A 13,097-nucleotide genomic window follows, 5' to 3' on the forward strand; every position below is an offset into this window, starting at 1 on the left:
GAACAGTGATGTTCAGCAGTGTTCAGCGTAAATGTATCAGGAACGAGCCAAGTTCAAAAAAATATCCTGGGTGAGATCTTCGGCCTCGGCAGTGTTGCCCAGCATTTTACAGGCAATTCCGTACACCAAGCCGGCATGTCGGTCGTAGAGAATGGCCAGAGCTTGTGACCGGCCTGCTTTTAGGGCTGCAAACACCTCTGCATCGGTTTTTTCCTGCAGGGATTCCTCAGCTTTGTCACCCTCGATCTTCATGAGTGGGAAGAGGAAACGGGATGGAAAAGAGAAAGAAACTGCAGAGGCACAAGCATCGCCCAGAGTAATCCAAGCAGGGCAGCGGCTCTCATAATTTATCGTCTGCATAGGCGGAGGTCAACCCCGAGCTAAGGGGAGATAGAAGGACCAATCCTGAGCTGGGATCGGGCTGGGTCAAGGATCAACAGCAGCAACGATCTCAAAACGATTCCAACAATTGGTTCCAAATCAATGAATCCAAAACATTGATTAATGTTGATTAACCTTGATTTAGATAGGCAAATGGGAATCGGCTTTCCTAGAGGGCGGCCAAGCCAAAGAACGGCCCACCCGGCAGGGTGCCCAGGGATGTGGCCCGACCGGTGTTTAGGTCAATTCGATACAAGGTGGAGCCGCCGATGGCAAAGCCGGTATCCACTCCATCAGCAGTACGGATGTCAAACCCACCCATAGGGCCGAAGTTCACCCCCAGGGGGCCAATGGGCACCTGAACCCCATCGTTGGGGGGATTCTGCAACACCAGCAGGTTCCGTTGCCCGTCGATGTTCAGCAGCCGCGTGGATTGGGCACCCGCCACATTGTTGGTGTAGGCGGCGGCGGTGATGGCCGGCTGGGATCCCTGTAGTTCCATTGGGCCAAAGGCCAAAGGTCTATCTTGGATCACTTCGCCCGTATCCACATTGATGCGGAAGTTCTGGCCATTGGCTCCCACCAAGCGCAGCCGATCCGGAACAGGGTTGAAATCCATGCCAGAAAGCGTGCCCGCGGTGAAGGGAACCGACAGAGTGCTGGCCACGGTAGCGACACCGGTCTGCAAGTTGATGGTGTAAAGGATGCTGGTGTCGGTCAGCCCGTAAAGCAGCCGGTTGGCAGGGCGCACATCGATACCAATGAGGTTGCCGTTCACTCCTGTTACCGTCAGGGATCCTTGCACAAAGGCATCGGCAGAGCGGATGAAAGTGAGGCGATTGCCGCCGCTCAAAGCCACCAAATCCGCTTGGGAAGGCATCATCGAAGACGAAGTGCTGCTGCCGCAGCCCAACAGGGCAAAACCACCGGCTACCACAGAGGCTGCTACAAAGCTCGGGTGTTTGTGCATTGAAAATGCTCCTCAAAAGATCGACAGACCATCAAAATCACTGACAGGACAAGTCGCCCCCCAAACCACAGGATGTGTGGCTGCAGATCGCTGTAGTGGAAACCTTTTTTTGCAGTCTATCGAGAGAACTCCCGGATCCCGGCTGCCTTGTGAAGGAGAAGGCAGTTGTTCTCTGCGATGGCAGCGCATGGGGCGCGTCTGTAGAAATTACTCAACTCCTGGAAACTCGGATGCGTGGGATCCAAGCTTTTTGGCCCAGACTTTAACTGGAAGCGCTGGTGTAAAAGCGCAGGGCAAAGCGCCAGAAGAGATGGGATCCCCACAACAGCCCTGCCGCCAGCAGAGCGGATCCCAGCAGCCACGGCCATTGGGCTCGCCCCAGCAGGGTCTCCGCCGGGATGGTGGTCAGGAAAGCCACCGGCACGACGAAGGTGAAAAACACGCGGTAGGCCACCGGATAGGCCACTATCGGAAATCGTCCTGCCTCTACTAGGCCCCGCAGCACCTCGGTGACGTTGTAGATTTTCACAAACCAAATGCTGGTGGCTCCCAACATAAACCAGAGGCTGTAGAGGATGATCAGCCCCAGCAGCAGAGGCAACAGCCCCACCGCATAGGTCCAAGCAGGCAAATGGAGCTGGATCCCGGCGTAGAGAATCAGCAACAGGCCAAAGCCGATATCCACCAGGCCCCAGGGGGAAAACACCCTGGCCGACAGCCAAAACTGGCTGCTTATTGGCTTTAGCAAAACAAAATCCAAGGTGCCTTCCTGCACCTGCTGCACAATGCGATTGAGGTTGACGTTAAAGAGACTGGCCGACACCCCCTGCAGAATGGTGAACACCCCCAACACGATGAGGGCTTCCGGCCAACTCCAACCGCCCAGCCGGTGCCCCTGCTGGTAAAACAACGACAGCCCAAACAGAGCGGATCCCAAGCCACCCAGACTGCTGAGGCTGGCAAAGAAAAAATTGGCACGGTACTCCATTTCTGCCGCGATTGAGGTGCTCCAAAACAGCCACAATATCCGCAAATAGCGCAGCACCTTGGTTTTCTCCAATCTCAGCTTTTATCCCACTTGCGGTAACAGCGGGCGGTAATGAAATAGGGGTGAAACACCTCCAAAAAACAGCTTTGCAGCACCTGAAAGAATTGCTCTACCTTTTGCGGGTCGTCCAGGTGAAAAGGAAACTCGCCGTTAAACCCCTTGAAAAAGTACCAGTTGATCAAAAGCTTACCTGACGGCTTGAGCCAGTCGTAAAACTGCCGCAACTGCGCTGCCGGATCCGCCAGATGTTCCACCACATCGAAGCAGATGACCGTGTCAAAAAAGATCTCTTCTGGGAAGTTTTCTGGACAGTGGATGCGCTCGGTTAAGCCCAGCTTTTCCGCCCGCCATTGCACAAACTGCCGATGGATGGGGTTGATATCCCAGAAGATCACCTGATCCACCGCTGCGCAGAGGGCCGCCCCGATAGCATGGGTGCCGATGCCGCCGCCAAAATCCAACACCAACCCGCGGGCATGATCCGCCACCAGGCGTAAGGTATCGCCGATGTAGTCGGTGCTGCTCAGGTGCCAAGCCGCCAAATCCAGCAGATAGGCGGATCTCACCTGATCCCGATAAAACGCATCTGCCCGATCCCAGCCAAAGTCTCGCCGGCCCAACTCCGCCAATTGCTGCTGCCCTGCCCGCAGTTTCTCCCGCAGATCGGCAGCCCCAAGGCCCAGGAAGGATCCCAGATGGGCTTCTAGGTCAAAGGCATTTTGCCAGTAGCCGCTCAGAGCAGGTGGGATGGGGGGCACAGGAGGATTCAGAAGACTGGTTGGGTTGGCTTAGGCAACAGTGAAATCCTCTTCCTCTGGCTGAGCCAGGTTTTCCGGGTTCGGCTCCGTGTCTTTATTAAAATCAAAGGTGGATGGGGATGTAGAGCTAGCAGCATCCAGAGGCTGCAATAACTTGGCTAGGGTTTCCGGGCTGAGTCGATCCGTTGTCTCCACAATTGCTGTTACGTTCGGCCCAAACCTTATCTTATCTAGGAGCTGAAGGCGATGGGACAAAACCCGTTTTCCGTTGACGAATAGGCCATTGGTGCTGGGCCTGGATCCCGGACTGCCATCGAATACCATGTAGCTGTACTGCAGGGATCCCTGTGCAGTTGGCCCTGAACCTGGGATGCGGATGAGGGAAGCGTGTTTCCGAGAGACGCAGGGATCGTAAAGGCGAATATGATTGTCTTTAGACCGTCCCACTGAGTAATAGATACTATCCAGAACAACCCCCCTCTGCCCCAATCGATCCCTGAAGATCAAGACCCAGTGAACAGGGACAGGCTGAGTACTGCAGCGAGCAGAAGAGGCCATGATGAATCAAGCTGCACCTAGAGTCGCTGGTGTCAACAAAAGGGAAACTCAATAAAGGTGGGTAGTCACTTAGCTCTTAAAGGCCAAAGCAGCAGCTGCTTTCCCCATTATTAAGTAGCCATCCCCCTGAGTCCAAAAGCCCAAGTTCAGCTAGGAGTAGGGGTGTTGCCGAAACAGAAACCGGCCCAGAAAACCCATTCTTATTGGTCTAAGATGCATCCAGAGTTACCCCGTTTTGGGAAAGAACCCTGAGAGCTCAACTCTCGGCAGGCTGGCGAGCAGTCTAGCATGCCCAAAGTCTTTTAGACTAGAGCGCAGGGAGGTAGGTTGCAGGTTTGGCTTGGACAGGAGATCATAGAGTTTTGTCGAAACCCAAAGCTCCCATTGACAGCGTGACGGTGGAACACAAGCACATTCAGTTAGACAGTCGGCCCGTTGGCCTGAACACAGCCACCGGTACCATCAAAGCCCAGTTGGACTTGCTACTGCTGGGGTTGGAGTCCCTGAGCGGAGAAAGTTCCGAAGCGGTTCTGGCCGCAGCCAAAGCCCTCAACTTGGAAGAGCAGATTGGCGACCGGGTGACCCTCTGGCGACTGCGCAATGCTAACCCCTTGCGCCGCAGCAGCGGTGGGCGCAAAAAGGTCGATATCGAAGAGGCCCGCGCCCTGGTGATGGTGATTGCCTATCTGGCTGCTCAGCAACAAGCCCGTATCCGCAGCACCTTGGAGCAACTGGAAGCCGCTGTCGATCAAGAGCTCAGCCCCTTCCGTCAGCCGCTGGTGGGAGATTACTTGGATGAATTCCTCTCTCACTACCGCAGCCGCATGGTGGATGGGGACGTGCGCGATGAGAATAGCCTCACCGAGCTGGCCCTGCGCATCTTGATTGAGCTGATGTTCTACAGTAGCCCGAAAGGCGCTCAGCGCCTGTGGAAAGCCTTGCTCAGCCGTCCTGAGATGGATTTGCCTGCCGGCAGCGATCTGGAAGAAGAGGGGGTAGCCCACAGCTCCGGCCCCGATACCTCACCCTCTTCTTGAGGCAGGTTCGTCAATTATCACCTCTGTTATCGCCTCTGTAGCCCTCTACCCGTGTTGTTTGCCCGCAGTTGCCATGCCCAACCTTACCCTGGTTAGCCACACCTATCAACAGCCCACTTCTACGCTGACTGTACAGGGAGAAGCCCCTGCCGATTCCAATTCTTCAGACTCCTCTGCAACGCCGCCGCTGCAAGCCATCCAGCGCAGCTTCGAGTGTCAGTTGGAAATCCGCCAGGGGGAGACAGTCAAAACTTTACACGGCGATAACGTTTGGCTCAACGATTTGATCACCGTAATCGACCGCTACGTGGGATCCCATCTGAGCGGCACGCCCAAGGGAACCTTCAGCGGTACCGTGGCCATCCGTCCGCTTGATTTTATTTTTCATCGTCTCACGGTGCGCCAAGGGGAAGATCGCATCGCGCAGGTGGATTTGTCGATGACGCAGTTGTACGACCTGCTGGAGAACCTCTCCCAGGTGGCGGATGACATTCCCCAACTGGCCAATCTGGGAACTCCGGTGACGCGGGCTTGGTATCGACAGCCCACTGGGATCGCGGCCCTGCTGGTGGGCGGGATCGCAGTTGTGGCCGGTGTTGGGATCTGGGCCAGCCGCACCCCCAGGGATCCCGCAGTTTCCCCTTCCCCGCAAGAGCAGCTCACCACCCCTGCCTTGTCGGATCAGTCACAGCCTTTGGCCACATCCCCTCAAGAATCTGACCCCACAGCGGGAAGAGAGGCAGCAGGGGCGGATCCCCTTTCCCGTCTGCGAGACATTCTGGCGGAGCAGTGGCAGTCTCCCCCCGATTTGCCGGAGAGCTTGGCCTATCGAGTAACTGTAGATGAGACGGGATCCCCCCTGGCTGCCGAGCCGGAGAATGAGCTTGCCCGAGAGCGCCGAGCCGAAACCCCATTTGCCGACCTGCCCGATCTGACACCGGATCCCTTGCCAACAGGCGCACAACAGTTCCGCGTCAGCCTAGAGCCGGGCAACCAGGTGGAAGTAACCCAGGACAGGTAGGCATCTTGACAGGCCAAGCTAGGGTGGCTCAGCACTATAGTCTACCTAGGGATGTTATCGATAGTCACTTCAGGTTAGGGTGAGACCCGTGGGCCACTGAGAACAGCTCTCTGGCCCCCTGCGTTCAACGTTTTAGGTGTTGGGTGCATTGTCCCAGTTTGAATCGAAATAACCCTACTTTCAGGGCCAGGGGATTAGAGGAAGCAATCTGACCCTGAAGAGTAAGCCAGAAAGAGAGAGGCCGCCGAGTTGGGAGAGCCAGGGCCACACTGGCGACGCCGCCAATGCCGAGGCGCAAAGGCTCTACTGATCGCATCTGAAGGGTTTAATCGGCTTCAGACAGCTAGGGCAATGAGGACAAGAGGATAAAGTGGAAGAGTTCCCTCTATATCGGATCGCTGCCACTCTATGACCGCAACCATCGAAGTGCCTAAGCGAGGCTTACCTGTCACCATCATCACAGGTTTTTTGGGCAGTGGGAAAACCACCCTTCTCAACCACATCCTCAACAACCAGAAAGGGATGCGCACAGCGGTGCTGGTCAACGAGTTCGGCGAGATCAGCATCGATGCGGAACTGATCGTCTCCAGCGAAGAAGACTTGGTGGAGTTGAACAACGGCTGCATTTGCTGCACCATCCGAGATGACATCGCCGAGAGTGTTTTGCGGCTGATGGAACGCTCTGACCACATCGACTACCTGGTGGTGGAGACTACGGGATTGGCGGATCCCTTGCCGGTGGCCCTCACCTTTTTGGGGCCAGAATTGCGAGATCTGACGCGGCTAGACTCGATTATCACCCTGGTAGATGCCACCAACTTTGCCCCCGATCTGTTCAACAGCAACGTGGCCTACAGCCAAATTGCCTATGGGGATGTGATTCTCCTCAACAAAATCGATTTGGTCGAGGAAGCCGAGATCGAGCGTCTGGAAAAACGCATCCGCGAGATCAAAGAAGATGCCCGCATTTTGCGCACCGTCAACAGCGCAGTTCCCCTGGAGCTAATCTTGGATACCGATTTGTTTCAGGCCAGTTCCTTGCCCCAAGAAGAAGCCCATGATCACGACAGTCACGACCACCATGACCATGAGCACGATCATGACCACCACCACTCCCATCACAGCCACATCGAGGCTGACGGCTTTAACTCCCTAGCCTTTGAGAGCGATCAGCCCTTCTCTTTGGATGCTTTCCAAAATTTTCTCAACGAGTTGCCCGATGCAGTCTTTCGTGCCAAAGGGGTGTTGTGGTTCGAGGAAAGCCCAGAGCGACATATCTTTCACCTCAGCGGTCGGCGCTATACCCTCAGCAGCGATGAGTGGCCTCGCCAGCCCAAAAACCAGTTGGTGCTCATCGGTCAGCGCCTCGATACAGCCCAGCTGCGGAAAAAACTCCAAGCCTGTCTTGCCCGTCCGGCCACGCGGGGTCGAGGGTTTGGTCGCTGAATCAGGGATTGGCGGCAGTCCAGGCTCAAAACAGTCGGGCAATGTTCCAGCAGCCTCGATCATGAAGCCCTGAGGTGATGGCCCACTCTCCATGTCCGACATCTTCGTGATGATCCGCAACCAGGCCAACAACGCGCTCACCTCCATCGATGGGATCCCTTTTCTCAGTTTCCTGGAGCGAGAGGGGCAGTTGATTGCAGAAGAAACCATTGAGTTGATCTATGCGGACGCTGGATTTGATGACCTGCCAATTGGAGAATACACTGTGGGGGTACGGCATGAACGGGTGGAACCCCCGAAAGCCACCTGCCCGGTCAGTATTGCCTCTGAGGACGAGGTTGTTTTGGTAACATTTGTTTACCTTGAGCCCGAGCGGGTTCTGCTGACTATTCACGTCTCTGTGGAGAAGAGGTTGTAGCCATGACTGTCAAGGTCATCCCATCGCGCTCGATCAAAGCCTTTCGCTATCGGGTGTTTTGTTTGGGACAGGATCTCTGGAATGCCCGGGATCCGATTAGCCGTGCCAACCTTGCTCTGCAACTGGCGGATGCCGCTACGACTTTGGCCCGAATGGAAGTCCAAGCCGCTCAGCCCTTCAGCTCAAGCCCTTCCTATTCCCTGCCGGAAGCTGGCCATAGGTAGCCATCGATCCAGCCGGGAATCGAGGCCAGACGCAAGGGATCCCGCCTACTCCCACTCGATGGTGCCAGGGGGCTTGGAGGTGATGTCGTAAACCACGCGGTTGATGCCGGGCACCTCGTTGACGATGCGGTTGGAAATGGTGGCCAAGAGGTCGTAGGGAACTCGCGCCCAATCGGCGGTCATACCGTCTTCGCTGGTAACCAGCCGCACCACCACCGGGCAGGCATAGGTGCGCTTATCCCCCATCACCCCCACCGACCGCACCTCTGGCAGCAGCACGGCAAAGGCTTGCCAAAGTTTGGGATAGTAGCCGGAGCGGTTGATCTCCTGCCGCACGATCATGTCCGCTTCTCGCAGGGTTTCCAGCCGTTCTTTGGTAACCTCGCCTACAATGCGGATGGCCAGCCCCGGCCCCGGAAAAGGATGGCGGCCCACAATCTCTTCCGGCAGACCCAAAGAGCGGGCCAGTTGCCGCACCTCGTCTTTGAAGAGCTTGCGCAAAGGCTCTACCAGCTTAAAGCGCAGATTTTCGGGCAGGCCGCCGACATTGTGATGGCTTTTGATCTTGACGGCAATGCGTTCTCCAGTAACCGGATCCACATGGGTATTGGCAGACTCGATCACGTCTGGGTAGAGAGTGCCTTGGGCTAAGTACTCAAAAGGACCCAGCCGCTGGGATTCTTCCTCAAACACGCGAATAAACTCTGCCCCAATTCGTTTGCGTTTTTCTTCGGGATCGGTAACCCCCTGCAACTGCCGGAGAAACCGCTCCTGGCCATCCACGTAGTGGACGGGAATGTGAAATTGCTCTTGGAAAAGGCGCAGCAGCCGCTGGGGCTCTTCCTTGCGCATAAACCCTTGGTCGATGAACACGCAGGTGAGCTGGTCGCCGATGGCCTTGTGCAGCAGAAAAGCCAAAGTAGAGCTGTCTACCCCCCCTGAGAGAGCCAAGAGCACCTTCTTATTGCCCACACGGGCACGTACCTCTCGAATGGCTTCCTCCAGAAAAGCTGCCGTTGTCCAGGTGGGCTCGCAACCGCAGATGTGATAGACAAAGTTGCGGATGAGAAAGGCGCCAGCCTCTGAGTGGGCCACCTCCGGATGAAATTGCACCCCGTAGAGACGACGCCTTGGATCGGCAATGGCGGCACAGGGGGTGTTGTCGGTAGAGGCCAAGGTGTGAAAGCCCGGCGGCAGCTCGGTAACCGAATCCCCGTGGCTCATCCACATGATGCTGTTTTCCGGCAGGTTGGTGAGCAGGTCGGTGGGATCCAAAATGTGCAGAGCGGCACGGCCATATTCCCCCTTCTGGGCTGCCTCCACCTTGCCCCCCAACTGCTGCACCATGAGTTGCATGCCGTAGCACACCCCCAGAACCGGGATCCCTAGGTTCCAAATCTCGGGGTCACACACCGGAGCGGCTGGCTCATACACCGAGTTGGGGCCCCCGGAGAGGATAATGCCCTGCGGTTGCAGTTGCCGCAGTTGCTCAGCAGTGGTGCGATAGGAAAGGATTTCCGAATAGACGTGGGTTTCGCGAATGCGGCGGGCAATGAGCTCAGAGTACTGGGATCCAAAATCGAGAATGACGATCATCTGGCGCTGCACTTCGAGGGGGGAAAGGCCGGAACTGGGAGGAGATGCAGAAGGGATCACAAAACCTGGCACAGTGCACAATAAAAAAGCCGGTCCAAGAGACTAGCTTGGCTATGGATACGATGGATACGAAAGAAACATTAAGGGCTCCTCCATGGTAACAGGGGTGGAGAGCTTGCACGCGGCTGCCTGCTCTAAAAAGCCTCTGTCAGGCTTGCCGAGAAAACAGCGCTTCTCGGAGGAGTCTCGCCGAAAAACCGCCTGATGAGCCCCTGAAAAAGCTGGCCACCGGCTGGGCATGACTCCCGCCAACAACGCAATACAGAAGCCAGATGACCTAGCAAAGTTAAGACTTATGATCGTGAAGGAGCGCTCCAGGCCGGTGGGGGTATTGGTAGGGATCCGCAGTGCCATTTTTTTATGTCGATTGTTGCCGAGTCCTTTCAAACCTATCTGCGCCGCCGCCGTCGTCTTCTAGCCCGCCGTCTCAAGCGACAGCAGGGCTGGGTCGTGGTTCTGGCTCTGCTGGCTTTGTACTTGCTCAGTTGGGATGCGCTGGGCGAAGATGGGTCACTATCGCACCTGTGGAGGGGACAACCCCTGTGGCTGGTGTTGATCCCGCTGTTGGGGGGAGGGCTGTACAGCTTGGGCGCCGGGGTGATCTGGATGCTGCGCCAGCGCTGGTCTGCCCAGCTGTTGGCCGAGATGATCAGCTTGCCCCATTTGACTTTGGCTGCCCTGATCTGGCTGGGGTTAGCCGTTTGGGGAGAGCATCTTCTGCCTTTCCTGGCACGGCAAAAGCCCCAATTGTTGGCGGGCCTGTTGATCAGTTGGCTGCTGGCTCAGGGGTGGAGTTTTCTGCAAACGGGGTGGGTGGTGGAGGCTGGGCAACTGTGGGCCGACTACCTGCAGGAGCTGCGCGGTTCTGTATTACAGCCTTGCTACCAGCGCCTGGAAGCCTGTCGTCGCTCGCTTCATCTTTACCACGCCATTTGGCAAGACCTGCAACTGGAAGAACTGGAGGCCCAGCACCTGATTCAACTGTTGTCTGAGTCGTTGCTGCCGCTGACCCTGCCGCTCAAGGTCTATGCTCAGCGGGTTCACCATTGCTGTCAGCAGTTGGCAGCCCTGCTGGCGCAAATGCAGGAGCGGGTAGAGCGGTTGGAGCAGGTGCTTTTGAATGTAGAGCTGGAGTTGGCCTCTCATCAGTTGCTTCAGGCTCAGCCGCAGCCGATTAACTTGCTGGCGGAAGATTGGGCCAGCTGTCAGGAGCTGGATTTGCAGGAGTTGGTTTGCTTAAACCAAGAGCTGCTGGGCACCGACCGTTCTTTGCAGGGCTTGACCCAAGAGCTGAAAGGCTGGGCCGACAGAGCCATCCCCGCTGGATTGAAACTGGGATCCCTGGGATGAAGAAGGCTGACGCCTCTTCCTCTGAGCCCCCACAGCTCAAGACGCTGTGGGAAAGCTGGCTGGCGGAGCTGGGTTGGCAGCCTTCTGAACAGCAGCAGCAACAACTGCAACAGCTCTATCCGCTGGTGATGGCCGGAAACCGAACCCAGAACCTGACCCGCATCACCGATCCCATCGACTTTTGGGAGAAACACCTGTGGGATTCGCTGCGGGGCCTACGCCTGCTGGGATCCTGGGAGGCAATCCAAGCTCAACCCTGGCAGGGGATCGACATCGGCACCGGGGCAGGGTTTCCAGGGATCCCGGCCCAAATTGCCCTGCCCCAAACCCGCTTTACCCTGCTGGACAGCACCCAACGCAAGATTGCCTTTGTACAGGACACCTTGCAAAGGCTCTCCCTCACCCAAGCGCGGGCAGTGGCTCAGCGGGCCGAAATCTGGGGACAAATCCGGCAGGAACGGGGCAGCTATGATGTCGCTCTGGCCAGGGCTTTGGCCTCGGCGGAGATCTGCGCCGAGTATTGTCTGCCACTGCTCAAAGTAGGGGGGCGTGCCATTCTCTATCGTGGCCATTGGACGGAGGCAGAAGCCCAAACGCTGGAGCGGGCCCTCAAGATCCTGGGTGGAAAACTGATCCATGTAGAAGCCTTCACCACACCCCGCAGCCGTGGGGTGCGCCACTGCCTACTGCTGGAGAAAGTAGCCCCCACGCCGCCTCCTTATCCCCGCTCTCCCGGCACTCCCAAACGCCAACCCTTGGGCCAAAGCAATCGCCCATGAAGGTTAGGATCCTGAGTTTCCATCTTGCTACAAAAGTTCTCCCAATTCTCGGACAAAAAGCTGCAAGGATAGCTTTGCAAATGCCATTGGGAAGACTAAGATGTGGTTGGCATGAGGTTCGGATTGAGCGAATGGTTTAACCAGGTGAGCCTCCGAACTGAACGCTAAAGGGTAAGGTTCGGAGTTTGCTACACCATGACCATTTTTGTAGGTAACTTGTCCTTCAAGGCCAGCGAAGAAGACCTGCGACTTGTGTTCGCCGAATACGGCACTGTTAAGCAAATTAAGCTGCCAGTGGATCGGGAGACTGGCCGTAAACGGGGCTTTGCCTTTGTGGAGCTGGAAAACGAAGCCGATGAGCAAAAGGCCATCGACGAGCTGGACGGTGCTACTTGGATGGGCCGGGATCTGAGGGTCAACAAGGCGTTGCCTCGGCAGGCCGGTGCAGGCGGCAGTCGGGATGGCCGCTCTTCCCGCTTCTGAGTTGACTACCTACCGCTTTCTACCCTCTCTCAGATGAGGTTCGAACCAGGGATCCCGACCTGCGATCCCTGGTTTCTAGCGAGTTCCTGAGAACACTCTGCCCAGAAAGGCCAGGCTAAACCAGGCGGAGGCCACCAGGACGATGGCCGGGCCGGAGGCCACATTGAGGTAGTAGCTGGCGTACATCCCCAGCAGGCTGGCGCTCACCCCAAATAGGGATCCCAACAGCATCACCTGGTGCAATCGAGGCACCACCAGATAGGCGGTTGCCGCTGGCGTGATCAGCATGGCCAACACTAAGAGCACGCCCACTGCCTTCATGCTGGCCACCAACGTCAGGGAAGTGAGCACCATCAGCCCCCACCCCAGCCGCTCGGTGGGCAGGCCGGCTGCTTTGGCCCCCAGGGGATCGAAGCTGTAGAAAGTCAATTCCTTGAAGAAGAGGGCCACCAAACCCAACACCAAAAGGGTGATGCCCACCACCGTCAGCACATCGACAGCATTCACCCCCAGGAGGTTGCCGAAGAGGAAGTGGTTGAGATCGATGCGAGCCCGCCGTTGGATCCAGGTGATTAACAGGATCCCCAAGGCAAAAAAGGCCGAAAAGACGATCCCCATGGCTGCATCCGGCTTGAGGGGGCTGGCGGAGCGGATCCATTGAATTAAGAGGGCGCTGAGGAGACCGGCCACAAAGGCTCCCACAAACAGGTTGAGGCCCAGCATGTAGGCAATGGCCAGGCCCGGCAGCAGCGAATGGCTGATGGCATCCCCCAGGAGGGCCAAGCTTTGCACCAGCAGATAGCTGCCCACCACGGCACAGAGAATGCCGACGGCCACCGCCACCAGCAGAGCCCGTTGCATGAAGGCAAAACTCAAGGGATCCGCCAGGCTGTGCCAGAGCCATTCCATAACGTTGTTGACCTCAAACTGATACATTTACGCTGAACACTGCTGAGCATTACTGCTCA

At 56.9% G+C, this 13,097-nt stretch carries 15 protein-coding genes; 8 read left to right on the forward strand and 7 right to left on the reverse strand.

The window, feature by feature from the left end; genetic code table 11:
- Positions 1 to 36: 36 nt before the first annotated feature.
- The 5 genes from NW843_RS07370 to NW843_RS07390 form a co-directional block, all read right to left on the reverse strand.
- Positions 37 to 252: a sigma factor gene (locus NW843_RS07370; protein ID WP_414522548.1), complete on the reverse strand. Its 216-nt coding sequence runs from the start codon at positions 250 to 252 to the stop codon at positions 37 to 39.
- 298 nt (positions 253 to 550) lie between these two features.
- A complete protein-coding gene (locus tag NW843_RS07375; RefSeq protein ID WP_414522549.1) occupies positions 551 to 1,351 on the reverse strand; it encodes a DUF4394 domain-containing protein in 801 nt (266 codons plus the stop codon).
- Positions 1,352 to 1,613: 262 nt separating this feature from the next.
- On the reverse strand, positions 1,614 to 2,396 hold the full coding sequence (locus NW843_RS07380) for an ABC transporter permease (RefSeq protein WP_414522556.1): 783 nt from the start codon (positions 2,394 to 2,396) through the stop codon (positions 1,614 to 1,616).
- 17 nt (positions 2,397 to 2,413) lie between these two features.
- Positions 2,414 to 3,157, reverse strand: a complete 744-nt coding sequence (locus tag NW843_RS07385) for a class I SAM-dependent methyltransferase (protein ID WP_011432803.1) — start codon at positions 3,155 to 3,157, stop codon at positions 2,414 to 2,416.
- Between the two features lie 30 nt (positions 3,158 to 3,187).
- Complete coding sequence (locus NW843_RS07390) at positions 3,188 to 3,715, reverse strand: FHA domain-containing protein (RefSeq protein ID WP_011432802.1); 528 nt, start codon at positions 3,713 to 3,715, stop codon at positions 3,188 to 3,190.
- Positions 3,716 to 4,077: 362 nt separating this feature from the next.
- On the opposite strand from NW843_RS07390, the gene NW843_RS07395 reads away from it, so the two are divergent.
- The 5 genes from NW843_RS07395 (at position 4,078) to NW843_RS07415 (ending at position 7,861) form a co-directional block, all read left to right on the forward strand.
- Positions 4,078 to 4,752: a DUF3038 domain-containing protein gene (locus NW843_RS07395; protein WP_414522550.1), complete on the forward strand. Its 675-nt coding sequence runs from the start codon at positions 4,078 to 4,080 to the stop codon at positions 4,750 to 4,752.
- A gap of 73 nt (positions 4,753 to 4,825) precedes the next feature.
- On the forward strand, positions 4,826 to 5,773 hold the full coding sequence (locus NW843_RS07400) for a DUF4335 domain-containing protein (protein ID WP_414522551.1): 948 nt from the start codon (positions 4,826 to 4,828) through the stop codon (positions 5,771 to 5,773).
- A 408-nt stretch (positions 5,774 to 6,181) separates the two neighbouring features.
- Positions 6,182 to 7,219, forward strand: coding sequence for a CobW family GTP-binding protein (locus NW843_RS07405; protein ID WP_414522552.1), 1,038 nt, complete (start codon positions 6,182 to 6,184; stop codon positions 7,217 to 7,219).
- A 91-nt stretch (positions 7,220 to 7,310) separates the two neighbouring features.
- Complete coding sequence (locus NW843_RS07410) at positions 7,311 to 7,637, forward strand: hypothetical protein (protein ID WP_238376924.1); 327 nt, start codon at positions 7,311 to 7,313, stop codon at positions 7,635 to 7,637.
- A gap of 2 nt (positions 7,638 to 7,639) precedes the next feature.
- Complete coding sequence (locus NW843_RS07415) at positions 7,640 to 7,861, forward strand: hypothetical protein (RefSeq protein ID WP_011432797.1); 222 nt, start codon at positions 7,640 to 7,642, stop codon at positions 7,859 to 7,861.
- Between the two features lie 45 nt (positions 7,862 to 7,906).
- Here NW843_RS07415 and guaA read toward each other — a convergent pair whose 3' ends face one another.
- Positions 7,907 to 9,457, reverse strand: coding sequence for a glutamine-hydrolyzing GMP synthase (guaA, locus tag NW843_RS07420; RefSeq protein WP_414331898.1), 1,551 nt, complete (start codon positions 9,455 to 9,457; stop codon positions 7,907 to 7,909).
- 420 nt (positions 9,458 to 9,877) lie between these two features.
- Here guaA and NW843_RS07425 point away from each other — a divergent pair, with 420 nt between their 5' ends.
- The 3 genes from NW843_RS07425 (at position 9,878) to NW843_RS07435 (ending at position 12,129) form a co-directional block, all read left to right on the forward strand.
- Positions 9,878 to 10,867 carry a hypothetical protein gene (locus tag NW843_RS07425; RefSeq protein ID WP_414522553.1) on the forward strand — a complete coding sequence of 330 codons (990 nt, stop codon included), beginning with the start codon at positions 9,878 to 9,880 and terminating at the stop codon, positions 10,865 to 10,867.
- Positions 10,864 to 11,646 carry a 16S rRNA (guanine(527)-N(7))-methyltransferase RsmG gene (rsmG, locus tag NW843_RS07430; protein ID WP_414522554.1) on the forward strand — a complete coding sequence of 261 codons (783 nt, stop codon included), beginning with the start codon at positions 10,864 to 10,866 and terminating at the stop codon, positions 11,644 to 11,646. Before NW843_RS07425 ends, rsmG begins: the two co-directional genes overlap by 4 nt.
- Before the next feature lie 195 nt (positions 11,647 to 11,841).
- Positions 11,842 to 12,129 (forward strand): RNA recognition motif domain-containing protein, encoded by a 288-nt coding sequence (locus tag NW843_RS07435; RefSeq protein ID WP_414329140.1) that lies wholly within the window; start codon positions 11,842 to 11,844, stop codon positions 12,127 to 12,129.
- 75 nt (positions 12,130 to 12,204) lie between these two features.
- Here the strand turns inward: NW843_RS07435 and NW843_RS07440 are convergent, their stop codons facing one another.
- Positions 12,205 to 13,065 (reverse strand): metal ABC transporter permease, encoded by an 861-nt coding sequence (locus tag NW843_RS07440; RefSeq protein WP_414522555.1) that lies wholly within the window; start codon positions 13,063 to 13,065, stop codon positions 12,205 to 12,207.
- Positions 13,066 to 13,097 lie beyond the last annotated feature (32 nt).

Origin of the sequence: Synechococcus sp. R5-12, assembly GCF_047502655.1 — a bacterium.
Lineage (GTDB): Bacteria > Cyanobacteriota > Cyanobacteriia > Thermostichales > Thermostichaceae > Thermostichus.

Coding starts and splice junctions, on each gene's coding strand:
- NW843_RS07370 (WP_414522548.1), bottom strand. CDS start 252: ATGAAGATCGAGGGTGACAAAGCTGAGGAATCCCTGCAGGAAAAAACC.
- NW843_RS07415 (WP_011432797.1), top strand. CDS start 7,640: ATGACTGTCAAGGTCATCCCATCGCGCTCGATCAAAGCCTTTCGCTAT.
- NW843_RS07405 (WP_414522552.1), top strand. CDS start 6,182: ATGACCGCAACCATCGAAGTGCCTAAGCGAGGCTTACCTGTCACCATC.
- NW843_RS07435 (WP_414329140.1), top strand. CDS start 11,842: ATGACCATTTTTGTAGGTAACTTGTCCTTCAAGGCCAGCGAAGAAGAC.
- NW843_RS07425 (WP_414522553.1), top strand. CDS start 9,878: ATGTCGATTGTTGCCGAGTCCTTTCAAACCTATCTGCGCCGCCGCCGT.
- NW843_RS07440 (WP_414522555.1), bottom strand. CDS start 13,065: ATGTATCAGTTTGAGGTCAACAACGTTATGGAATGGCTCTGGCACAGC.
- rsmG (WP_414522554.1), top strand. CDS start 10,864: ATGAAGAAGGCTGACGCCTCTTCCTCTGAGCCCCCACAGCTCAAGACG.
- NW843_RS07400 (WP_414522551.1), top strand. CDS start 4,826: ATGCCCAACCTTACCCTGGTTAGCCACACCTATCAACAGCCCACTTCT.
- NW843_RS07375 (WP_414522549.1), bottom strand. CDS start 1,351: ATGCACAAACACCCGAGCTTTGTAGCAGCCTCTGTGGTAGCCGGTGGT.
- NW843_RS07390 (WP_011432802.1), bottom strand. CDS start 3,715: ATGGCCTCTTCTGCTCGCTGCAGTACTCAGCCTGTCCCTGTTCACTGG.
- NW843_RS07410 (WP_238376924.1), top strand. CDS start 7,311: ATGTCCGACATCTTCGTGATGATCCGCAACCAGGCCAACAACGCGCTC.
- guaA (WP_414331898.1), bottom strand. CDS start 9,457: ATGATCGTCATTCTCGATTTTGGATCCCAGTACTCTGAGCTCATTGCC.